This window comes from Mesorhizobium sp. B2-3-4 (genome assembly GCF_006442315.1).
Classification (GTDB): domain Bacteria; phylum Pseudomonadota; class Alphaproteobacteria; order Rhizobiales; family Rhizobiaceae; genus Mesorhizobium.
Window position 1 is genome coordinate 19,519 of the sequence record NZ_VFVY01000029.1, and the last position, 22,229, is coordinate 41,747.

Consider the following 22,229-nt stretch of genomic DNA (forward strand, 5'->3'; position numbering starts at 1 on the left):
GGCCTGCCACCTGCTTTATCGACAGCCTGGCCAGCCTCCCTTATAAGGACCGGAATCGCACGCAACCAGAGGCCTGAATGATCATCGTCACGGGCGGCGCCGGCATGATCGGCTCCAACATCGTCGCCGCGCTCAACGCCGAGGGGCATGACGACATCCTCGTCGTCGACGACCTGACCGATGGGCACAAGATCGCCAACCTCGCCGATTTGAGAATAGCCGACTATCTCGACAAGGACGATTTCCTGTCGCGGATCGAGGAGGGAGGGCTCGGACGCATCGAGGCCGTTTTCCACCAGGGCGCCTGCTCGACCACCACCGAGTGGAACGGCAAGTTCATGATGGAGGTGAACTACGCCTATTCGAAACGGCTGCTGCATGCTTGCCAGGCGTTGCGTGTGCCCTTCCTCTACGCCTCCTCGGCTTCCGTCTATGGCGGCGGTTCGGAATTCCGCGAGGACCCGGCGCTGGAGCGGCCGCTCAACGTCTATGCCTATTCGAAAAAGCTGTTCGACGATTATGTCAGGCGCACGGTCTTCGACAGCGATCATTCGCAGGTCGCGGGACTGCGCTATTTCAATGTCTATGGCCCGCGCGAGGCGCACAAGGGCGCCATGGCCTCGGTCGCCTTCCATCTGTTCAACCAGGTCGGGCGCGGCGAAAACCCGAAGCTGTTCGGCGCTTATGACGGGTTCGGGCCGGGCGAGCAGAGCCGCGACTTCATCCATGTCGGCGATGTCGCCGACGTCAATCTGTGGCTGTGGAAGCGCGGCGCGAGCGGCATCTTCAACTGCGGCACCGGCCGCGCCCAGCCGTTCCGGGCCATCGCCGAAACCGTCATCGACACGCTGGGCCAAGGGCAGATCGAGTTCATCGAGTTTCCCGACCATCTCAAAGGCAGCTACCAGAGTTTTACCCAGGCTGATATGTCCCGCTTGCGTGCAGCCGGCTATAACGGGCAATTCCGCACCGTCGAAACCGGCGTCAGAGACTATGTCGAATGGCTGAAAGCCCAACGATCCTCGTGATCGGTCCACGCTGGGTGGGCGATATGGTGATGGCGCAGTGCCTGTTCTCGGCGCTGAAGGAGCTTCATCCAAACGCCGCGATCGACGTGCTGGCGCCGGCCTGGGCAGCACCCCTGGTCAAGCGCATGCCCGAAATCCGCCAGCAGATCGACTTTCCCCTGAAGCCCGGCGCGCTCGAATTCAGCCATCGCCGCCGCTTCGGCCGCCTGCTGCGCGGCCGCTACGACATGGCTTATGTCCTGCCCGGCAGCTGGAAGTCGGCGCTGATCCCGTTCTTTGCCCGCATTCCGCGCCGTTTCGGCAATTTGCGCGAAATGCGCTACGGCCTGTTGACCGACATCGTGCCGCTGCCCGACGCCGTGAAACGGCGCACGGCGCAGGCCTATTTCGGCCTTGCCCAGGGCGGCACCTTCCGCGCACCCCGGCTGACGGTGGATTCGAAAAACCAGACCACGCTGCTCGACCGTTTCGCGCTGGCGCCACAGCAATTCGTGGCGCTGATGCCTGGCGCCGAGTTCGGACCGGCCAAGCGCTGGCCAAGCGAACACTATGCGGGCCTCGCCCGCGAATTCATGGGCAAGGGCCTGAAAGTCGCCCTGTTCGGCTCGAAGAACGATCGCGATGTGACCGCCGAGATCGCCGCACTGGCTCCTGGCGTCGTCGATCTTGCCGGCCAGACGCGGCTGGAGGACGCCATAGACCTGATCGCGGCAGCCAAGCTCGCGGTCTCCAACGACAGCGGGCTGATGCATGTCGCGGCTGCCGTCGGCACGCCGGTGGTTGCCGTCTACGGCTCGACCTCGCCTGAAAACACGCCGCCGCTGGCGGAACGGCGCGAACTGGTCTGGCTCCACCTCTCCTGCTCGCCCTGCCACCAGAAGATCTGCCCGCTCGGCCATCTCAACTGCCTGAAGACACTGGAAGTCGCAAAGGTGGCCGCCGCGGCGGATCGGCTGCTGGAAATTCCGGCGGCCGCATGAAAGTGCTGATCGTCAAGACATCGTCGATGGGCGATGTCATCCACACGTTTCCCGCACTCGAGGACGCCAGCCGCAACCGGCCGGATATCGCTTTCGACTGGTGCGTGGAAGAGGCGTTTGCCGACATCGTCGCGCTGCATCCGGCGATCGGCACCATCCACACGGTGGCGATAAGACGTTGGCGAAGGAACCTTTTCGACACGACCACCTGGCACGAGGCGGCTGAATTGCGCCGTGCCTTGCGCGCCTGCCGGTACGATCTCGTCATCGATGCGCAGGGCCTGCTGAAATCGTCCCTGGTGGCACGTCAGGCACGCGCGCCGATCGCCGGCTTCGACCGGTCGAGCGCGCGCGAGCCGTCGGCGACGCTGTTCTACGACATCACCTACGCCGTGCCGCGCGACCTGCACGCCATCGAGCGGACAAGACGGCTTTTTGGGTTGGCGCTCGGCTATCAGCCCGATCTGTCGGCGCTCGATTCCGGCATCGTCGCGCCGTCGGGCACGATCGCGCCGATCGACGGCAAGGCCGCATTCCTGCTGCACGGCACCAGCCGCGAGGACAAGAAATGGCCCGCGCAGGAGTGGATCGGAACCGCCCGACTGCTGGCCGCGCGCGACATGACGCCGGTCACCACCTGGTCGAACGAGCGGGAAAAGGCGGTGGCCGAATCGATCGCCAAGGCCGTGCCATCCACGGTCGTGGTGCCCAAATCGCCGCTCGCCGACATCGCCGCCATCCTTGGCCGATCGACGCTGGTCGTCGGCGCCGACACCGGCCTGACCCACCTCGCCAGCGCCTTCGGCCTGCCGACGGTGGCCGTGTTCCTGGCGACCGAGCCGGGTCTGACCGGGCCGCGCGGGCCATATGCATCGACGTTGCTGGCGCCGGCGGGCGGGCGCCTGACGCCGGCTGAGGTGGTGGCGGAAGCGGAGAGGCTGCTGGAGCTTAGGCAGGCAAGCGCAGACAAGAATTGATTTTTGTCAAATCAATTGGGGCGTCTGCGCTGCCCCTCATCCGCCTGCCGGCACGTATAGTGACGGGGAGAAGGGAGCTGAACGCTCCTAGATGAACTGCACCTGGACGATCTCATAGCCGCGTGCACCGCCCGGCGCATTGACCTCGATGGCGTCACCGACTTCCTTGCCGATCAGCGCGCGCGCGATGGGCGAAGAGATGGAGATACGGCCGGACTTCACGTCGGCTTCCTGGTCGCCGACGATCTGGTAGGTCTTCTTTTCCTCGGTGTCCTCGTCGACCAGCACCACGGTGGCGCCGAACTTGACCTTGTCGCCGCTGAGTTTGGTGACATCGATCACCTCGGCGCGCGCGATCAGATCCTCGAGTTCGTTGACACGGCCTTCATTGAGGCTCTGCGCCTCCTTGGCGGCATGATACTCGGCATTTTCGGACAGGTCGCCATGCGAGCGCGCCTCGGAGATCGCCTCGATGATGCGCGGCCGCTCTTCCTGCTGGCGCCAACGCAGTTCTTCCTTCAATGACGCGAACCCCTCGCCTGTCATCGGGACCTTGTTCATAGTGCCTGACCTTTCCTGCCGCCACCCCCGCGTTTCGGGGAAAGCCTTGTCGTTGGGTACAAAAAGAAAACGGTCCGGCAGCCTCGGGCTAACGGAACCGTTTCACCGCAATTTGCTAAGATATAGCAATCTTTGCGGGCTTTTCACGCCCAAAAATCGGTTTTGCAAAAATCATCCGCTGTTTTGATCCCGGCGGCGCATGCCGGCCGCCGGCGCAAACAGAAACGGCCGCGATCGCTCGCGGCCGTTTCGAAAAAATCGTGGAAGCCGATCAGCTCCGCATGAAATGTTCGATCTGCTCGGCCAACATGCCGTATTCGCGCGAACCCTTGCCGGTGCGCTTTTCGATCTCCATCAGCTGCTGCTGGGCGCCGGCCAGGTCGCCGATCTGCAGATGCGCCTCGCCGAGATATTCGCGCACCAGCGTGTAATCGGGATCGATGCGCAGCGCTTCCTCGTAATAGCCGAGGCCGACGGTCACGCGGCCGGAATGGCGGTGCGAATAGCCGAGATAGTTGAGGATGCGCGGATCCTGCTTGTTGGCGGCAAGGACGAGAACCGAGATCGCCTCGTCATAGCGGCCGGCCATCGCCAGCGCATGACCGGCATCGTAGATGCTGTCGTCGTCGAGCATGCCTTCCTGGGGAGCGACGCACTTTTTCTTCTTCTTGTCCCAGACCATGCCCTTCTTGCATTGCGTCACGGTCTGATCGTTGCCGCCGCCTCCCGAACTGTCGCTACCGGCGGCGAACGCCGGAACAGCAAGAAACTGCAGAGCGAGAAGTGCGCTCGCCGCCTGGATCAGCACTCTTTTATGCATCGAAGCCTCCTGGAGGGTGTGACAATGCAACATTAACGCCGAGCGGCCCGCGTTTCATCCCGGAAAAATCAGGCCTGGACAACATCAGGTGACGGATGCCGCAAATCCGGTATCATCCGGCAAACGAGCGACGGAGACAGCCCGTGCAGCGACGGCTTGAAAAGGACTGGGATCTCACGATCGGCCCCGATACGGTGCGGCTGTTCATCCTCAAGGCCAAGGCGCTGAGTGCGGCCGTCAACGAGGACTATGCCGACGGCGCCGAACACGAGATCGAGTTCGACGGCGACACGCACGACAATCACCACCATGACGGCCTTGCCGAGGAAAGTGCGGAAAACCTCACCGAGGAAGAACTGCGCGAGCTGATCAACGACCTCAATGTCGATGAAGCCGCCGAACTGATCGCGCTGGCCTGGATCGGCCGCGGCGACTACGACGCCTCGGAATGGTCCGAGGCAGTGGCGGCGGCGCGCGAGCGCGCCAACAAGCGCACGGCGAAATACCTGCTCGGCATGCCGCTGCTCGCCGACTTGCTGGAGGAAGGCCTCGAAGCCATCGGTGCGTAACGTACCGGTAACCGATTGTGATCCCTTCGCAGGGCAACCTAGCCATGCCGACGCCGTTTGCAGGCGATGGCAACGCTGAGCTTTTCCCGATTCTGCACTTCGGCGCTGCTTTTTGCGGCGGCGGTGCTGCTGGCGACGCCGGCCGACACCAGGCATCGTCAAAAGCATCACGGAGCGCTGAGCCCACGGGCGGAGCAGCCGCTGACACAGCGGGCCGACCAGCCGCTGAGGCCAAAAAGCAAGCAGCGCTTGAGATCGCGGGGCAAGCAGCACACCACGCCCCGGTCGACGCCCAAGCAGACGCCAGAGCAAACACAGGACCAGCCGACCGCGCCCGCCGCCGTTCCGGTGCCTGCATCGCGTCCTGCCAACGTGCCAGAGGCCGGTGCTGCAACTGGAGAAGAACAAAAGACGGCGAGCCCAAAGGGGCCTGATGCAGCCAACCAGCTCAATGAAGAAAAGTCCCGTCAGGCCAGGCAGGCGCGTCCCGAATCTTCGGCCCCGGAGCCGTCGACCGATATGGAAAACGAACCGGAGCCACCGGCCGAAGTGCCTATCCCGACGCAAAGGCCCGACGTCCCTGAACCTGATGCACAGCCGCCGGCCATGGCGCCGCAGCCACCACCCAAGCCGGCGGATGCCGACGACAAGAAGATGCTTCCCGATCCGCGCTCGGCCGATCTTCCCGCCGACAAGATGCCGGCGCAGGAGATCGCCTGCCGTGAGCGCCTGAACACGCTCGGCGTCGAGTTCGAGGAACACAAGGCCGAAAGCAATCCCGAAATCGGCTGCTCGATCCCGTACCCCATCGTGCTGAAGACGCTTGGCAGGTCGGTCGCGATTGCCCCCGGCACCGAGCTCAACTGCCCGATGGCGGAGGCGGCGGCGCGTTTTGCCGCCGATGTCATCCAGCCGGCGGCGAAAGCCGAATTCGGCACCGACCTGAAATCGATCAGCCAGGCATCGGCCTTCGTCTGCCGGCCGCGTCACGGCACGCGCAAACTGTCGGAACATGCTTTCGGCAACGCGCTCGACATCTCCGCCTTCACGCTGTCCGACGGCAGGAAGATCGAGGTCGGCCCGGCGCCGCCGGAGAAAGACGCCAAATTCCTCGACGCCGTGCGCAAGGCCGCCTGCGGACCGTTCAAGACCGTGCTAGGCCCGGGCGCCGATCCGGACCACGAACTGCACTTCCATCTCGATCTCGAGCCGCGCCGGCATGGCGGCACGTTCTGCCAGTGAGGTGTCTGATCCGGGCGGATTGATCCCCGCCGCATTTCCGCCGCAGGCGTGAATGCCGGCGCTGAGCTTTCCTTTACCCTTGATCGTTAAAATGCCGGATATCCAGAATTGGGATTTCCGCCAATGGCCGGCACATTTCGCGCCGTTTTCCTCGCCGCCGCGCGCCGATTGAAACCCGCGCCGCTGCTGGCCGCCGGCCTTGCGCTGGCCGCCGTTTCGGCCTGCAACACCGGCAGCGTGCTGTCATTGCAGCCGGCCGTCGATGTCGGCGCGCAAACCGCGGCCGTACCGCAATATCAGGGCATGCAGAGGCTTGTTCCGTCCAATCCCTACATGACCCAGGCCGCCTATCCGCGCATGGACGAGCCGATGACGCAACCCGAGCAGATGCCGGCCAGCGAAACCGACTGCCGCGGCGAATTGAAACGGCTCGGCGTCGTCTATACCGATCTGGCGCCGATCCACGAAGGCCAGTGCGGCATCGACTTTCCCGTCAAGGTCTCGGCCATCGGCGGCGTCCAGATGAAACCGGCGGCAACGCTGACCTGCGACATGGCCGCCAGCTTTGCCGCCTGGACGAAGAACGAACTCGTTCCGTCCGCCCGCTGGCGCTATTTCTCCGGCGTCAAGACCATTCACCAGGGCTCCAGCTATTCCTGCCGCAACATTGCCGGCGAAGGCGTGCTGTCGGAGCACGGCAAGGGCAACGCGCTCGACGTCATGAGCATCGAGCTCAACAATGGCGACGACATCGACGTGCGCAAGCCCGGCCTGTTCGCCTTCCGCACCCGCGGCTTCCTCAACAATGTGCGTGCCGATGGCTGCCAGTATTTCACCACCGTGCTCGGCCCCGGCTACAATTACGACCACCGCAACCACTTCCATTTCGACATCAAGAACCGCAAGAGCGGTTATCGCGCCTGCCGCTGACCGGACGGCTTCGCCGCGTCATCCCGGGCTCGTCGCCAAGGCGCTTCGCTGCCGTGATGACGAAGACATGATCACCGGCGATGAGAAAGACGCCTGGCTATACCCGTGAGGCTCTGGCCCCATCGGCAAAATCTGCTTAGACCCTGACAATATGGGGCAGCAGATGAGCCAACGAAGCCTTCGACGACGCGCGACGATATGGCTCGCCACCTTGTTGGCCGCCTATCTGGCGCTCGCCTATGTCGCGGCGCCGGAATTCTGGACATTCCGCGATCGCGGCTTTCGTGACCGGCGTTTCGAGATGGTCACCCACACGCCGCAAGGCATTCCCGGAGACCCGATCAATGTCGGCCTGGTCGGCACCGAGAAGGAGGTGGTCCACGCTTTCGCCGTTGCCGGCTGGGACACCGCCGACGCCGTCACCTTGAGAACCGCCATCGACATCGGCGAGAGTGTCTTGTTCTCCCGTCCCTATCCCGATGCGCCGATGAGCCGTCTGCTGTTCGAGGGCCGCCCGCAGGAGCTCGCTTTCGAAAAGCCGGTCGGCGACAGTGCCGACCGCCGCCACCACGTCCGGTTCTGGCAGACCGATGCGGTCGGCGACGATGGCAGACCGCTCTGGCTGGGTGCCGCCAGCTTCGATCGTGGTGTCGGTCTGAGCCACGAAACGGGTGCCATCACCCATCATATCGGCCCCGATCTCGATGCCGAGCGGGACTTCCTCATCGGCGATCTGCGTGCCGCCGACCAGTTGATCTCGACCAGCGACATGGCGGGCATCGGCGCCACCAGGACTGGCCGGAATGGCGGCGGCGATCCCTATTTCACCGATGGCAAGGCAATCATCGGCGTGCTGAGACAGGTGCAGTGATCCCTGTCAGCTCGTGCTGATCACGATCTTGCCGAACGGCCCCTTCTCCAGATGCTCGAAAGCCTGGGGAACCTCGTCGAAGCCAAACACCTTGTCGATGACCGGCTTGATCGTGAGTGCCTCGATCGCCTGGTTCATGCGCTCGAAGGCGCGGCGGTGGCCGATCGATATGCCCTGCACGACGATCCGGTTGCGCAGGAAAGGCACGATCGGGAAGCTGAGCTCCATGCTGCCAAGCAGGCCGATGATCGACAGCCGGCCGTCGGCAGCCAGCGCATCGAGCGAGCGCCGCGCATTGTCGCCGCCGACCATCTCGAGGATGTGATTGACGCCGGCGCCACCCGTCAGCGCGCGCGCCGCTTCGTCCCATGCCGGCCTGGCGCGATAGTTGATCACCTGCCAGGCGCCGAGCGTCTTTGCCCGTTCGAGTTTATCGTCACTGCTTGACGTGACGATGGCGCGCAGGCCGAAGGCGTGGGCGAATTGCAGCGCAAACAGGGAGACCCCGCCCGTGCCCTGGATCAGGATGGTCTGGCCGGGCACGGGCCTTGTTGCCTCTGCCATGGCGAACCAGGCCGTCAGCGCCGCGATCGGCAGCGTCGAGGCCTCCGCGTCGCTGAGCGACGGCGGTGCCGGCACGGCGGCATCCTCATGCAGGATGAGATAGTCGCTCAGCGTACCGGGCAGCGACGATCCCAAAGTGTGCTGGTGCAGCACTGGCGGCGCGTCGCCGTCCGGCCAGTCGGCAATCACTTGCCCCAGCACGCGCTGGCCCGTCTGGAAGCGGCTGACGCCGCTGCCGACCGCCACCACTTCGCCCACCGCGTCCGATGTCGGCACGAACGGAAAGGCAAGGTCGGGGATCAGCACGCCGTCGACGATCATCCTGTCCTTGTAGTTCAGCGATATGGCCTTGATCCGCACCAGCAGTTCATGCCGCCCGGGTTCGGGGATCCTTGTCTCGGCCAGTTCCAGCCTGGGCAGGCCGAAACCGGTCATCCGCCAGGATCTGTTGATGTCGCTGCCCATTGCATCTGCTCCCGATTGCGTCGCTGGCGGGATCTCTACTATGGAAATATGCGCTTCCATACGGTATAATTTTCAACGAATTGGCAACCAAAAATCTACAATAGGAACGCGGCTATGGACTCCACCGATCTGCAAGGCATCGTCGCCTTCGTTCAAACGATCGAGGCTGGAAGCTTCACCGGTGCGGGAGAGCGGCTGCGCGTGACCAAATCGGCGGTCGGCAAGTCGGTCGCGCAACTGGAACGTCGGCTTGGCATCCACCTGCTCAACCGCACCACGCGCAGCCTCGGCCCGACAAGCGAAGGCCTGTGCTATTACGAGGCCTGCGTCAGGGCACTGTCGGAGATCGAAGCCGCGCAGGCGCTGCTTGCCTTGCGGCGGCAGGTGCCCTCGGGCCGGCTTCGGGTCGACCTGCCCTCGGCCTTCGGCCACCGCTGCGTGGCGCCCGTGCTGTTCGAGATTTCCAGGCGATTTCCCGACCTGGCAATGGAGATTTCCTTCAACGACCGCCGTGTCGACCTGATCGAGGAAGGCATCGACCTCGCGGTCCGCATGGGCGATCTCGATGACAGCTCGTCGCTCGCCGCGCGCCGGCTCTACACGCAGCGCTCGGCCATCTGCGCCACCCCCGCCTATCTCGACAGAAACGGCAGGCCGCGTACGATCGGGGAACTCACCGGCCATGACCTGATCGGCTACACCCGCAACGGCGTCGCCCACGCCTGGACCATCCGGCAAGCCGATGGCCATGTCGCGAAGTTCACGCCACGGGCGAGACTGGTGCTCGACAATGGCGAGCCGATGCTGGACGCCGTGCTTGCCGGCTGCGGCATCACCTTCCTGCCGACCTGGCTGGTGGCGGACAGCCTCGAGAGCGGTGCGCTCGAAATGGTGCTGGCCGATACGCTCGTCGAGGACATCTGCGTCCATGCCATCTGGCCGGTGACGCGCGCCCTGACGCCCAAGGTGCGCGTCGTCGTCGATGCGCTGGTCGCGCATTTCTCATCGCCGCCCTGGGATGCCGTCTGATCGACGTGCATTACCTGTCATCTTTTTAAAATGGCCGCCGACTATTTTCGAAAGCCGTGCGGCAATGCTATTGAGCCCTCATGCTATACGTTGAAATCGCTACCGTGGTCGTCCTCATTTGCGTGAACGGCCTTCTGGCAATGTCCGAACTCGCCATCGTCTCGTCGCGGCCGGCACGCCTGAAGGCGATGATCGACCGCAACGTCAAGGGTGCCGGCCGCGCCTTGGCGCTTGGCTCCAATCCCGGCAAATTCCTGTCCTCGGTGCAGATCGGCATCACGCTGGTCGGGGTGCTCTCAGGCGCTTTCTCCGGCGCCACGCTCGGCGAGCGGCTGGCGCAATACCTGGCTTCGACAGGCATTCGCGAAAATATCGCCGATCCGCTCGGCGTCGGCATCGTCGTGGCCATCATCACCTATGCCTCGCTGATCATCGGCGAACTCGTGCCCAAGCAGATCGCGCTGCGCGATCCCGAGCGCGTTGCCGTGAAAGCCGCGCCGGCGATGACGATCCTCGCCACCATCTCTGCGCCTCTCGTCTTCCTGCTCGACATTTCGGGCCGTGCCGTGCTCTGGCTGCTCGGCCAGCGCGGCGAGAGCGAGGAAAAGGTCACCGACGAGGAGATCAAGATGCTGGTCGCCGAGGCCGAGCATCACGGCACCATCGAATCCGACGAGCGGCGCATGATCGCCGGCGTCATGCGGCTCGGCGACCGCGCCGTGCGCGCCGTCATGTCGCCGCGCACCGATGTCGACTGGATCAACCTGCAATCCGACGAAGCCACGATCCGCAAGCTTTTGATGGACACGCAGCATTCGCGCCTGCCCGCCGGCGATGGCGGCGTGGATGCCATGGTCGGCGTCATCCAGACGCGTGACGTGCTGGCCGCCCTGCTCGGCGGCCGCGCGCTCGATCCGCGCAAATATGTGCGCACCGCCCCCATTGTGCACGACCAGGCCGACGCGCTCGACGTGCTGCAGAAACTGAAGGAGAGCGACGTGCCGATGGCGCTGGTGCATGACGAATACGGCCATTTCGAAGGCATCGTCACGCCGGCCGACATCCTGGAAGCCATCACCGGCGTCTTCCGCTCGGACCTCGAAGCCGGCGAGGAAGAGAACGCCGTGCAGCGCGACGACGGCTCATGGCTGCTGGCCGGCTACATGCAGGCCGACGAGATGGCCGAGGTGCTGGGCATCGACCTGCCTGAAAATCGCGACTACGAGACCGTCGCCGGCTATGTGCTGTCGCACATGCATCATCTGCCGGCGACCGGAGAATGCGTCGACGCGCAGGGCTGGCGCTTCGAGGTGGTCGACCTCGACGGCCGCCGTATCGACAAGCTGATCGCCACCCGCCTGCCCAGCGGCCACCGCGAGATGGCGCGCTGACGGGTCGGACATCCAGGGCCGGTGGCGGTCATGGCATCACGCCGGTCGAGTGCCGGTCGGCGATTTACCGCTCCGTAAAAGCGCGCGCGAACGAATCGAACATCGGCCGCGCCAGATACGCCAGGAAAGTCCGGTCGCCGGTGCCGATGAACGCCTCGACCGGCGTTCCGGGATAAAGCTGCTCGCGCCGCACGCCGGGCGGCAGGTCTGCCGCAATCGTCAGCCTGGCGCGGAAATAAGGTTCGCGCGTAGCCGGGTCGATGAGCCGGTCCGCCGAAATTTCGGTCACGGTGGCTAAGACCTCCGGCGTCAGCCGCGCGTTCAAGGCGGATAATCGCAGTTTCGCCGGCTGACCGACACGGACCTGGTCGATGTCCTTCGGCCGCAGTTTCGCATCGACGACCAGGCCCGAAGCGGTGGGCAGGATCTCCATGATCTTTTCGCCCGGGGCAATCACGCTGCCTTTGGAATTGTAGGTCGACGACACCACGATGCCCGCCGCCGGCGCCTTGATCGTGGTGCGCAACAGCACCGCCTGCGCCGCCCTGATCTGTTCCTCGACGTCGGCCAGGTTGGAGCGGACGTCGTCCAGTTTCGTCAGCGCCTCCTCGACGCGTTGCGTGGTCAGACGCTCGGTCTGCTGCTGGGCTTCGACGATCTGGGTGTTGACCGCGGCAAGATTGGCCTCCAGCGCTCCGGCCTGGCCGACGAGATCGGCCTCGCTGCGCAAAAGCTGCGAGTATTCGGTTCGATTGGTGAGGCCCTTGTCCAGCAGGCCGGTCTTGATGCCAAGCTCCCTGTTGACGATTTCGGCCTGTTGCTGAACGGCCTTTTGCTGGGCCTGCAATCCCACCACCGACTGCCGATGCATGGCGACCCGCTGCGCCAGGATCGATTGTTCCGACCGGAACCGGGCGCGCCTCGCGTCGAACTCCTTCTGCTGTTCTCGAACCAGGGTCTCGAAATCGTTCTGGAAAGGGGCTGGCGCCGCTTCGCTGATCGGGGCCAGCCGGTCCAGGCCGTCGCGTTCGGCTTCCAGGCGCGCGGCACTTGCCCTGAGCGCGATCGACTGTCTCGTCAGCCGGTTCAGGTTGGCCTGCGCGGCTGTTGGATCGAGCACCACCAGATCCTGCGCTTGTTGCACGCGATCGCCTTCATGGACCAGCAACGCCTGGACGATACCGCCCTCCGCATGCTGGATGAGGATATTTCCGTCCGTCGCCGAAATCGTGCCCTGGGTGATGACCGCTCCCGACAAGGGCGCGCTGACGGCCCAGTAACCGAAACCGCCCGCCAGCAGCGCTATGGCGGCATAACCGGTGAGGGCCACGCGTCTTATATTGGTGCGTGGCTGGCTGTCCCAGGCGAGGCTTTGCATCGTCATCGTCAGGATCCGGAACCGCCATGGGCGCGGATCGTCGGGACGAACGACCCGGTCACCACCGTACCCTGCCGGGGGCTCTTGCTGGCGGCCGAGCGCCGCAGCACCTCGTCGCTCGGGCCGAAGGCTTCGATCATGCCGCCGCGCAGCAGCAGCACGCGGTCGCAGGCGGCAGCGATCGACGGGCGATGGGTGATCACGATGACCGTGACGCGCGCCGCCCGCGCGGCCGAAACCACCACCTCGAGCGCCGCCTCGCCGGCACCGTCGAGGTGGGAACTGGGCTCGTCGAGGACCAGCAACCGCGGATTGCCGTAGAAGGCGCGCGCCAGCCCGATCCGCTGGCGCTCGCCGCCCGACAGCGCCCTGTCCGACGGGCCGATCATGGTCTGGTAGCCGTCGCGCTGCCCCAGGATCAGCTCGTGCACCTGGGCACGCCTTGCCGCCTCGACGATCGCGGCGTCATCCGCGTGCGGGTCGAAGCGGGCGACGTTTTGCGCGATCGATCCTGGAAAGAGTTCCACCTCCTGCGCCAGGTACCCGATATGCTTTCCGAGCTGGCTTTCGTCCCAGCTCCCGAGATCGGCGCCGTCGATCCTGATCGAGCCACCGGTCGGTCGGGCAGCGCCCACGAGCAACCGCGCCAGCGTCGATTTGCCGGCGCCGCTCGGGCCGACGATGGCCAGCGCCTCACCCGCGTCGATGGCAAAATTCAGCCGCTTGAGGATGGGCTCCGTGCCAGGCCGGGCATTCGGCGCCATGAAGAAGACGTCCTGCGCCGAAATCGCGCCCACCGGATCGGGCAGGACCAGTTTGCGGGCCTCGGCGGGACCTGTCGCGAGCGCCTTTTCCAGCCTTGTCCACGCGCGCCGGGCGTCGGCGATCTGGCGCCAGGCCCCGATCAGCTGGTCTAGCGGCTGCAGCGCGCGTGACGACACCAGTGACGAGGCGAAGATCATGCCGGCCGTCATCTGCCCCTGCAGAACCAGCCATGCGCCGGCGCCGAGGATCGCCAGTTGCAGCACCATGCGCAGCGCCCGCGAGGCTCCGCTGAAGATCGCATTGGCGCTCGATGAACGGTCATGAAAGGTGAGCGCCGCCGCGACATGCCGCCCCCAGGCCCGCGCGGCATTCTCCACCATGCCCATGGCGCGCAGCGTGTCCGCATTGCGGGCAAAAGCCTGTTCCGCCTGGCTGGCCAGAGCCGATCGTTGCGTGGACAAGGCGTCGTTCCTGCCGATGGCAAGCTGGTTGGCCACCACCAGGACAAGCAGGAGCACGGCGCCGGCGACCGTCACCCAGAACAACACCGGATGGATGAGATAGAGCAAGGCGAGGAAGACGGGAGCGAAGGGCAGGTCGAACAACACCGCCACGCCGCGCGACCTGAGGAAGGCGCAGACCGAGGCGAGGTCGCGCAGCGGTGACAGGCCGCCGGCGTATTTCGCGCCAAGCGAAATGGCGAAGGTGCTGGCACCCAGTTTCCGGTCGACGATGGCCGCGACGCGCTGCGTGTAAACGGCGCGGACCGCGTCCAGCAGCCCCAGGAAGGCGAGCGCGAACACCGCGATACCAGAGAGATAGACGAGCGTCTCGACGCTGGAGGACGGCAGCACGCGGTCGTAGACCTGCAGCAGATAGAGCGGAACGACCAGAAGCAGGATGTTGATCAACAGCGAGAAGACGCCGACATCGGCAATGGCGCGCAGGACGACCGCACGCAGGCCGGGCGTTCCCGTCATTTCGGCATTACCCGCCATGATCCCGGGGCCCTATGCGTGGCCCCCGAATTCGGACCCATTGTGCAGCGTACTGCTGGCGGTGCTGTGCGTGGCGAGGCTCAGCGCGTTCGTCGGCGCATTGTCCAGCGTATAGGCGCGGATGTAGTCGATCTTCATCTCCGCGGGCGTCGCCAGATGATCCGGAGGCGCGCCGGCAAAGCCGCCGACCGCGAGATCCGCGAGCATGTACATCGGCTTGTTCATGTCCGACGGCGTCGCCGCTTCGGCGACCTGCACACCGTCATAGGTCCAGACCAGCTTGTCCGGTGTCCACAGCAGCCCATAGGTGTGAAAGCCGGCGGTATCCATGGTATTCACCGTCGACGTGACCTTGGTCTGGGTTCCCGTTTCATTCGAGTGCGCCGTCATGATCAGCGAGTTCGGATCCTGCCCGCGCGTCTCCACCACATCCAGTTCCGGCGGCCACGAGCCGTCTTCCGGCAGCAGCCAGAAGGCCGGCCAGGCGCCGGCGTTTTCGGGCAGGTCGGCGCGCATTTCGAAATAGCCATAGGTCTGCGAGAAGGTGTCATGCGTCGTGATGATGCCTGACGTGTATTCGTAATTGTTGATCAGCGGCTTGATGTCGGCCGGCGCCTGCGCCGCGGTGATGGTGAGAACGCCATTCTCCACGCTGAACGGGTGGACGGAGCTCGTCGGCGCGTAGTTGGCGTCGATGTACCATTGCAGTTCGCCATTGCTGGTCAACGTGCTGCCGTTCGGCGCGCCCCACGAGAAATTGGTATCCCAAGTACCGCCCTGGCCGTTGTGAAGATTGAGCGTGTTGAAATCGTCGCTGAAGGACAGCGTCATCTGCGACTTGTCGATCGGCAATTCGAACTGGCCGGGCTGCAGCTTGTCGATGGTCGTGTCCTTGAACTCCAGGATCTCGCCCGCCCCGAGGTTCAACAGCACGTTCGATCCCGCCTGGATCATGTTGGAATGAATGGCGTCGAACGACGTGAACCCGTAGCCATTGAGGCGGACGGTATCGGTGGCGGCGAAATTGGCGATCAGGTCGCTGCCATTGCCTTTCGAGACGACGAACGTGTCGTAACCGCCACCGCCGTCGATCAGCACATCGTTTCCCGCGCCGCCGTCGATCGTCTGGTGCCCGGCCGTGGCGGTGATGATGTTGTCCAACCCATTGCCGAAGGCATAGTTGTTCGGGTTCGTGACGATGAGGTTCTCGACATTGTCGGGCAGCTTGTAGCTCATCCATGTGCTGATCGTGTCGATCCCGGCGCCGGCGGCTTCGGCCACCTTGTTGCCCGCCCCATAGAGGTAGTAGATGTCGTCGCCCGTGCCGCCGTGCATGGTGACGTTGACACCGCCGGCTCCATAGAAGGAGTCGTTTCCGGTGCTGCCATACATGTCCGGCCCGGCCCCTGCCGCCGAATACCAATGGCTGGACGCGCCGCTGTAGGGAAGAGGAATGCCGAGGGCGTTGACGATGAAGCTCATCGGATAAATCCTCCTCGTAATGCCTGGCCGGCTTGCATCGTTCGATTCTCGCCGGCCGCATCCGGACCAACGTTGCCCTGCACGATATCGTTCCAGTGTCCGACTATATAATCCGCTATATCGTCGGCCATGGATGACATTTGCGAACAGAGAGCACAACAGACCGGCAAATGGTCCATGAATCGCAATCGAGCGAGAAAAATATTTAATAAAAATTTCGGAAAATACGCAGGTATACTTATAGTATGCCCTGCTCCGGGTCGTCCGGAGCACTTGCTTTCCTGCCCGGGATAAAGGACAGGCCGCATGGTTGACGGTTACAAACGCGAATGACAGATCGCGGGATTTTCAGGCCAAGACGTCAAGCGTGGCGCGGAACGCTCGCCTGCTCGGGTGGCGGCGGGCCTGTCTTCAGACGGCGGCTTCGATCGGCTCGGCGAGCCGGGGGTTCGAACGCGCCGCGATCAGGCAGCTGGCCACGATAAGGCCAGCGCCCGTCAGCGTGGTCCAGGTCACCGCCTCGTCGAAGAAGAACCAGCCCAGCGCGATCGCCCAGATGAAGGCCGAATATTCCGTCGGGATCAGATATTGCGCCTCGGCGCGCGCATAGGCCCAGCTCATCAGAAACTGGCCGGCGAGCGACAGCGCGGTCACGCCGGCGAGCGGCAGCCAGAGCTCGCGAGGCAGGGCTATGGCGAGCCAGGGTGCGGCGAGACCAAGCGTGATCGCCACGCAAAGATTCTGGAACAGCATGATCTCGACGGGCTTGGCAACCAGCGCCTGCTGCCGCGCAAGGATCAGGTTGTAGGCGTAGAACACCGTCGATACCAGCACCGCAGCCGTGCCGAGCAAGGCGTCCCTGGCATGGTTCGACTGCCCGAACTGGCCGCCCACGATGATGGCGACGCCGGCAATGCCAGCCAATGAGGCCCAGATGGCCTGCCGCTGTATGCGTTCGCCGAGCAGCAACGCGGCGAGCAGCAGCGCGAACAGGGGCGCGACGAAGCTGAGGCCGATCGCCTCCGCCAGCGGTAGCCTGGCCAGCCCCCAGAAAAACGACAGCAGGACAAAGCCGACGACCACGGCGCGCAGCGCATGCAGCCTGAGCACGGACGGCGCCGGCAATTTGCGTGGCCCCGCCGACCAGCCCGTGCCGGCAACCACGGTTGCCAGCATGCTGCGCCACAGCACCGTATTGTAGACGCCGACCGCGAGGACCAGCACTTTCATCGCAGCGTCCATCCCCGACAAGAGGAAGATGCCGAACGCGCAGGCAAGCACCGGTACCGTGGGAGAGGTGGCGCCTGCCAGGCTGGATGATTTCACGAGGCCCCTCATGTGATGGATCGCAGCCGGATATATCAGCGCGCACCGGCGGGGCCAGATGGCAGCCCCGCCGATGTGCCGGTCCAACGGTCGTCCGAGGCGCGATCGAGGAGTCGAACTTTTTTGCCGCCCGTGTCGATTTCGCCTTGGCCGGTTCGTCATATGATCGAACCAACCCAATCAAGGAGAAGACCATGCGGTTCATGATGCTGATGATCCCCGGCGGCTACGCCACGGCCGCGCCCGACGTCATGCCCAGCGCCGAGGCGGTGGAAGGAATGATGAAATACAATCACGAACTGAAGAAGGCCGGCGTGTTGCTGACGCTCGACGGCCTGCATCCGCCATCGTCCGGGGCGCGGGTCACCTTCAAGGGCGGCAAGCCCGCGGTCGTCGACGGCCCCTTCGCCGAGGTCAAGGAAGTGCTGGGCGGCTATTGGGTGATCGACGTACGCTCGCGCGACGAGGCGATCGAATGGGCCCGCCGCTGCCCCGCGGGCGAGACCGACACGATCGAGATCCGCCAGGTCTTCGAAATGAGCGAATTTCCCGAGGACGTCCAGAAGGTGGCGGATCGCCTCGGCAGGATCAAGGATTGATCGCCGACAGAACCATCGAAGCCGTCTGGCGGATCGAGCAGCCGAAGCTCACCGCCAGACTGGCACGCATCCTCAGGGATGTCGGGCTGGCCGAGGAAATCGCGCAGGACGCCTTCGTGCAGGCGCTGGAGCGCTGGCCCCGCGACGGCATCCCGCGCAATCCGGCCGCCTGGCTGACCGAGGTCGCCAGGAACCGGGCGCTCGACCGGCTGCGCCGCACAACCATGATCGACGGCAAGCATCGCGAACTCGCCATCGACCTCACCGAACTGGAGCGCGCGATGCCCGACATCGAGGCCGCGCTCGACAAGGATATCGACGACGACCTCTTGCGGCTGATCTTCACCGCCTGCCATCCTATATTGCCGGCCGAGCAGCGTGCGGCACTTGCCTTGCGGCTCTTGGGCGGGCTGTCGACGCCGCAGATCGCCCGCGCTTTCCTGGTGCCCGAAGCAACCGCCGCCCAGCGCATCGTGCGCGCCAAGCGAACCCTTCGCGACGCCGCCATCCCGTTCGAGACGCCGCGCGCGCAGGAGCGGCGCGAACGCCTCGCCGCCGTGCTGGAAGTGGTCTATCTCGTCTTCAACGAGGGCTATGTGGCCACTGCCGGGCCGGACTGGCTGCGCGCCGATCTGTGCGCCGAAGCGCTGCGCCTCGGCCGCTCGCTGGCGGCCCTGATGCCCGACGAGCCCGAGGTGCTGGGACTTGTCTCGCTGATGGAGTTCAACGCCTCGCGCTTCGCGGCCCGCACCGGAGCCTCGGGCGACCCGATCCTGCTGCTCGACCAGGACCGCGGCCGGTGGGACTGGTCGCTCATCCGCAGCGGCCTCGACGGCCTGAACCGCGCCATGGCGCTGACATCGGCGCCCGGCCCCTATCTCCTGCAGGCGATGATCGCCGCCTGCCATGCCCGCGCGGTGACGGCAGCCGACACCGACTGGATTTCCATAGCGGCCTATTATCAGGCGCTGGCCTTGGCGGCCCCCTCGCCCATCGTAGAGATCAACCGGGCCGTGGCGGTCGGCATGGCCTTCGGCCCGGCGCAAGGGCTCGCCATTGTCGAGGCGCTGAAGGACGAACCGCGGCTGAAGGACTCGCACCTCCTGCCCACCGTGCGCGGCGACCTCCTGGAAAAGCTGGGGCGGCAGGCCGAAGCGAGCGCTTCGTTCCGCCACGCCGCCCGATTGACCGGCAATGACCGGGAGCGCGCGCTGCTGCTCGCCCGCGCGGGCAAACCATCCGTCATGCGCTCCTGACGTCGTCACGCCGGCGCGGGGAAGTGCCCCTGCTCGGCCAAGCACCCTTGCCCGGCCGCTTCGAGTACCAGCCTTGCGGCGAGCGCCGCGCCGTCGGAACGGATCGTGCGAGCGACATTGGCGGCGCGGGCGCATATGTCAGGGGGCAGCGCCTGGCCGAGTGCCGCCGACAGGGAGGCGACCGTCGGGACCTGGCCGTCATGCGCCACGCCGATGCCAAGCTCAACCACCCGGCCGGCCCAATAGGGCTGATCCGCTATCTGGGGTACGACCAGTTGCGGCGCGCCGGCGCGGGCGGCTGTCGTCGTCGTGCCGGCGCCGCCATGATGCACGACAGCGGCTACACGGGCAAACAGCGCCTGCTGATTGACGTCGCCGACGATGAAGCAGTCATCACCCTCATCGTTCAGCACCAGGTCCGCCCAGCCGCGCAGGACGATTGCGCGATGCCCTCGAACGCGGATCGCCGCGATGGCCGCCAGGGCGGCGTCTCTGGCAGCCTGCATCGGCATGCTGCCGAAGCCGACATAGACCGGTGCCGGGCCGGCATCCAGAAAGGCCAGCAAGTCGCCGGCCAGCGGACGTTCGTCCGGCAGGATCCATGCGCCGGTCTGAACGACATCGCTCAGCTTCGTTTGTTGCCACGGGCTCAAGGCCGGATCCGACGCCAGCCATGGCCGGGCGGTGAAGACATGATCGCGGACATTGTCCACGACAGGCAGCCCGATCGAGGCGCGGTGCGCATTGAAGCCCGTGCCGAACACCGCGTTCATGGTCTCGACGTTCAATTCCCACAGCAAGCGGTTGTCGGTCACTTCCGGCGGCAAGGGGTGGCCGGGATAGGCCTGCGGCCGATGATGTATCGACGGCAGCCAGATCGGACAGAAGGTTGCGTAGATGTAGGGGATACCCATCCGCTCGGCGACCGAGCGCGCGGCCGCCGTGGACGGAAAGAGACCGGCGGCCAGGATCAGGTCGCATCCCTTGGCGGCCTCGCTGATGGCGGAAAATTGCGCGGCGACGATCTCGGCCGCGCGCGTCGGCAGGTCGACGGAAGTCCGGTCCGCCAACGCCTTGGTCACCCATTGGCGCACCGATGAGAAGGCGGGTTTCAACGGTACGCCGGCACGGTCGAGCAGCGCCGCGAATTCCTCGTCCGGCGGTGCGCAGACCGCCACCTCCGCGCCGAGCGCCCGCAATTGCACGCCGAGCGCCGCCATCGGTTCGACGTCGCCACGCGACCCATATGTCGAAAGCAATATCCGCATCTTGAACTCCCGTTTCTCGGTGTCTTGGACGAGGCCAGGGTTCTACGTCAGGCACGGGGTCTTGAAGCAAGTCCCCGGCGCGCCATATGGTTAGTACGGCGGGCAGCGATGCCCGCCTTTTTGATGCCGCGTCGGCGAACGGCTCTTCGAAAATCGAGAGTATCGGGCTCTAATGCGCGTCCGGCGGCGGCGCCTTCGGCGTGACGTTGCGCAGGAACGGCACCAGCGCCGTCGCGATGACGAAGGCGACCATGATGACCAGGAACGCATCGGCGTAAGCCATGGTCGACGCCTCGCGATAGGCGATTGCCCAGAGCTGCTTCAGCGAGGCCGTATGACCGTCCGCGATCGCGCCGGGCAGTTGGCCATAGCGCTGCGCGACAGTGTCGACGAGCCGCATCGCGGCCTCGTTCTGCGGCGTCAGGTGCGAGGCGATCGTCAGGAAATGGAAATTGGTGCGATCGTTGAGGATGGCGCCGCAAATCGCGATGCCGACGGCGCCGCCGAGGTTGCGCATCGTGTTGAACAGGCCGCTGGCATATTTCAGCCGTTCGGGCGGCAGGCTGCCGAGGCCAAGATTGACGCTCGGCGCGACGGCGAAGACCTGCGGGAAGCCGCGAAAGAGTTGCGGCACGAGCAGTTCGGCGGCGCTCCACTGGCTGGTGATGGCGCTGAAACTCCACATCGAGGCGCCGAAGGAGGCCAGTCCGAACATCATCAGCCAGCGCGTGTCGAAGCGCTTGGCGAGAAAGATGTAGACGGGCACGCCGACCATCGAGGCGACGCCGGTGGAAAACACCGCGAGCCCGGTCTGCAGCGCGTCGTAGCCCCTGACATAGCCGAGAAACAGCGGCGTCAGGTAGATCGTGGCGAAGATGCCGATGCCGGTGACGAAGGAGAGAAAACAGCCGATGGCGAAATTGCGGTTGCCGAAGGCGCGAAAGTCCACCACCGGCTGCGCAAAGGTCAGACTGCGGATGACGAACAGGACCATGGTGATGACGGCGACGAGGGCGCCGTTGCGGATCGTCGCATCGTCGAACCAGTTCCAGCGCGAACCCTCTTCGAGCACGTATTCCGCCGTGCCCAGGCTGACCGCCATCAGGGCCATGCCGATATAGTCGGCGCCCCTGAGCAGCGACGGATCGGCCTTGTCGATCTTGACCAGCAGCGCGACGAGGACGGTGATGACGGTGCCGGGAACGACATTGACATAGAACAGCCAGTGCCAGTTCAGCGTGTCGGTGATCCAGCCGCCTATGACCGGCCCGAGCGTCGGCGCGATCGAGGCGATGCTGCCGACCACGGCCGCCGCATAGACGCGCCGCGGCCCCTGGAAATAGTGGAACGAAGAGGTGAAAACGGTCGGGATCATCGACGCGCCGAGCAGCCCCTGCAGGGCGCGGAAGACGATCATGCTCTCGATGTTCCAGGCGAAGCCGCAAAGCATGCTGGCCAGCGTGAAGCCGGCCGCCGAGATGGTGAACAGCCAGCGCGTCGAGAACACCCGAGTGAGCCAGCCCGATAGCGGGATGACGATGATTTCAGCCACCAGATAGGAAGTCTGCACCCAGCCGATCTGATCCTGCGCCGCCGACAGGCCGCCGCCAATATCCTGCAGCGACGATGCGACGATCTGGATGTCGAGCAGGGCGATGAACATCCCGACGCACATCACCATGAACGGCAGGATGCTGACGATGAAGGATTGCGGACGCGCGGACATGGCG

At 65.0% G+C, this 22,229-nt stretch carries 20 protein-coding genes; 11 read left to right on the top strand and 9 right to left on the bottom strand.

The window, feature by feature from the left end; translation table 11 throughout:
* The first annotated feature begins 77 nt into the window (after window positions 1–77).
* From rfaD to waaC, 3 genes are read left to right on the top strand one after another with little or no spacing between them, the layout of a single operon-like run.
* Window positions 78–1,028 carry an ADP-glyceromanno-heptose 6-epimerase gene (rfaD, locus tag FJ967_RS30780; protein WP_140736082.1) on the top strand — a complete coding sequence of 317 codons (951 nt, stop codon included), beginning with the start codon at window positions 78–80 and terminating at the stop codon, window positions 1,026–1,028.
* Window positions 1,001–2,008, top strand: a complete 1,008-nt coding sequence (gene waaF, locus FJ967_RS30785) for a lipopolysaccharide heptosyltransferase II (protein WP_140736083.1) — start codon at window positions 1,001–1,003, stop codon at window positions 2,006–2,008. Before rfaD ends, waaF begins: the two co-directional genes overlap by 28 nt.
* Window positions 2,005–2,985, top strand: a complete 981-nt coding sequence (gene waaC, locus FJ967_RS30790; RefSeq protein ID WP_140736084.1) for a lipopolysaccharide heptosyltransferase I — start codon at window positions 2,005–2,007, stop codon at window positions 2,983–2,985. Before waaF ends, waaC begins: the two co-directional genes overlap by 4 nt.
* Window positions 2,986–3,072: 87 nt before the next feature.
* Here waaC and greA read toward each other — a convergent pair whose 3' ends face one another.
* Entirely contained in the window at window positions 3,073–3,546 is a 474-nt protein-coding gene (gene greA / locus FJ967_RS30795; protein WP_008877613.1) for a transcription elongation factor GreA, read from the bottom strand.
* A 271-nt stretch (window positions 3,547–3,817) separates the two neighbouring features.
* Entirely contained in the window at window positions 3,818–4,366 is a 549-nt protein-coding gene (locus tag FJ967_RS30800) for a tetratricopeptide repeat protein (RefSeq protein ID WP_140736085.1), read from the bottom strand.
* A gap of 143 nt (window positions 4,367–4,509) precedes the next feature.
* Between FJ967_RS30800 and FJ967_RS30805 the strand changes: the two genes are divergently transcribed.
* The 4 genes from FJ967_RS30805 (at window position 4,510) to FJ967_RS30820 (ending at window position 7,978) form a co-directional block, all read left to right on the top strand.
* The gene (locus tag FJ967_RS30805; protein ID WP_140736086.1) at window positions 4,510–4,935 is read left to right on the top strand and encodes a DUF3775 domain-containing protein; all 426 of its coding nucleotides are present in this window, start codon (window positions 4,510–4,512) and stop codon (window positions 4,933–4,935) included.
* Window positions 4,936–5,454: 519 nt separating this feature from the next.
* The gene (locus FJ967_RS33850; protein ID WP_246675443.1) at window positions 5,455–6,177 is read left to right on the top strand and encodes an extensin family protein; all 723 of its coding nucleotides are present in this window, start codon (window positions 5,455–5,457) and stop codon (window positions 6,175–6,177) included.
* Window positions 6,178–6,300: 123 nt separating this feature from the next.
* The gene (locus tag FJ967_RS30815; RefSeq protein WP_140736088.1) at window positions 6,301–7,107 is read left to right on the top strand and encodes an extensin family protein; all 807 of its coding nucleotides are present in this window, start codon (window positions 6,301–6,303) and stop codon (window positions 7,105–7,107) included.
* Between the two features lie 163 nt (window positions 7,108–7,270).
* Window positions 7,271–7,978, top strand: coding sequence for an LssY C-terminal domain-containing protein (locus FJ967_RS30820; protein ID WP_140736089.1), 708 nt, complete (start codon window positions 7,271–7,273; stop codon window positions 7,976–7,978).
* A gap of 6 nt (window positions 7,979–7,984) precedes the next feature.
* Here the strand turns inward: FJ967_RS30820 and FJ967_RS30825 are convergent, their stop codons facing one another.
* Window positions 7,985–9,007: an NAD(P)-dependent alcohol dehydrogenase gene (locus tag FJ967_RS30825; RefSeq protein ID WP_140736090.1), complete on the bottom strand. Its 1,023-nt coding sequence runs from the start codon at window positions 9,005–9,007 to the stop codon at window positions 7,985–7,987.
* 114 nt (window positions 9,008–9,121) lie between these two features.
* Here FJ967_RS30825 and FJ967_RS30830 point away from each other — a divergent pair, with 114 nt between their 5' ends.
* A complete protein-coding gene (locus FJ967_RS30830; RefSeq protein WP_140736091.1) occupies window positions 9,122–10,036 on the top strand; it encodes a LysR family transcriptional regulator in 915 nt (304 codons plus the stop codon).
* An 80-nt stretch (window positions 10,037–10,116) separates the two neighbouring features.
* A complete protein-coding gene (locus tag FJ967_RS30835; protein WP_140736092.1) occupies window positions 10,117–11,427 on the top strand; it encodes a hemolysin family protein in 1,311 nt (436 codons plus the stop codon).
* 64 nt (window positions 11,428–11,491) lie between these two features.
* Here the strand turns inward: FJ967_RS30835 and FJ967_RS30840 are convergent, their stop codons facing one another.
* The 4 genes from FJ967_RS30840 to FJ967_RS30855 all read right to left on the bottom strand — a co-directional run bounded on the left by FJ967_RS30840 (window position 11,492) and on the right by FJ967_RS30855 (window position 17,388).
* Window positions 11,492–12,811 (bottom strand): HlyD family type I secretion periplasmic adaptor subunit, encoded by a 1,320-nt coding sequence (locus FJ967_RS30840; RefSeq protein ID WP_140736093.1) that lies wholly within the window; start codon window positions 12,809–12,811, stop codon window positions 11,492–11,494.
* Between the two features lie 2 nt (window positions 12,812–12,813).
* Window positions 12,814–14,568, bottom strand: a complete 1,755-nt coding sequence (locus tag FJ967_RS30845; RefSeq protein ID WP_246675444.1) for a type I secretion system permease/ATPase — start codon at window positions 14,566–14,568, stop codon at window positions 12,814–12,816.
* A gap of 12 nt (window positions 14,569–14,580) precedes the next feature.
* Window positions 14,581–16,050 carry a family 16 glycosylhydrolase gene (locus tag FJ967_RS30850; RefSeq protein ID WP_140736094.1) on the bottom strand — a complete coding sequence of 490 codons (1,470 nt, stop codon included), beginning with the start codon at window positions 16,048–16,050 and terminating at the stop codon, window positions 14,581–14,583.
* Window positions 16,051–16,461: 411 nt separating this feature from the next.
* A complete protein-coding gene (locus FJ967_RS30855; RefSeq protein ID WP_140736095.1) occupies window positions 16,462–17,388 on the bottom strand; it encodes a DMT family transporter in 927 nt (308 codons plus the stop codon).
* Window positions 17,389–17,570: 182 nt separating this feature from the next.
* Here FJ967_RS30855 and FJ967_RS30860 point away from each other — a divergent pair, with 182 nt between their 5' ends.
* Both FJ967_RS30860 and FJ967_RS30865 read left to right on the top strand, forming a co-directional pair.
* A complete protein-coding gene (locus tag FJ967_RS30860) occupies window positions 17,571–17,975 on the top strand; it encodes a YciI family protein (RefSeq protein WP_140736096.1) in 405 nt (134 codons plus the stop codon).
* Window positions 17,972–19,231: an RNA polymerase sigma factor gene (locus tag FJ967_RS30865; protein WP_140736097.1), complete on the top strand. Its 1,260-nt coding sequence runs from the start codon at window positions 17,972–17,974 to the stop codon at window positions 19,229–19,231. The genes FJ967_RS30860 and FJ967_RS30865 overlap by 4 nt, the downstream gene beginning before the upstream one ends.
* Window positions 19,232–19,236: 5 nt before the next feature.
* Here FJ967_RS30865 and FJ967_RS30870 read toward each other — a convergent pair whose 3' ends face one another.
* Both FJ967_RS30870 and FJ967_RS30875 read right to left on the bottom strand, forming a co-directional pair.
* Window positions 19,237–20,499, bottom strand: a complete 1,263-nt coding sequence (locus FJ967_RS30870; RefSeq protein WP_140736098.1) for a glycosyltransferase — start codon at window positions 20,497–20,499, stop codon at window positions 19,237–19,239.
* Between the two features lie 169 nt (window positions 20,500–20,668).
* Window positions 20,669–22,225 (bottom strand): DHA2 family efflux MFS transporter permease subunit, encoded by a 1,557-nt coding sequence (locus FJ967_RS30875; RefSeq protein ID WP_140736099.1) that lies wholly within the window; start codon window positions 22,223–22,225, stop codon window positions 20,669–20,671.
* Between the last annotated feature and the right edge of the window lie 4 nt (window positions 22,226–22,229).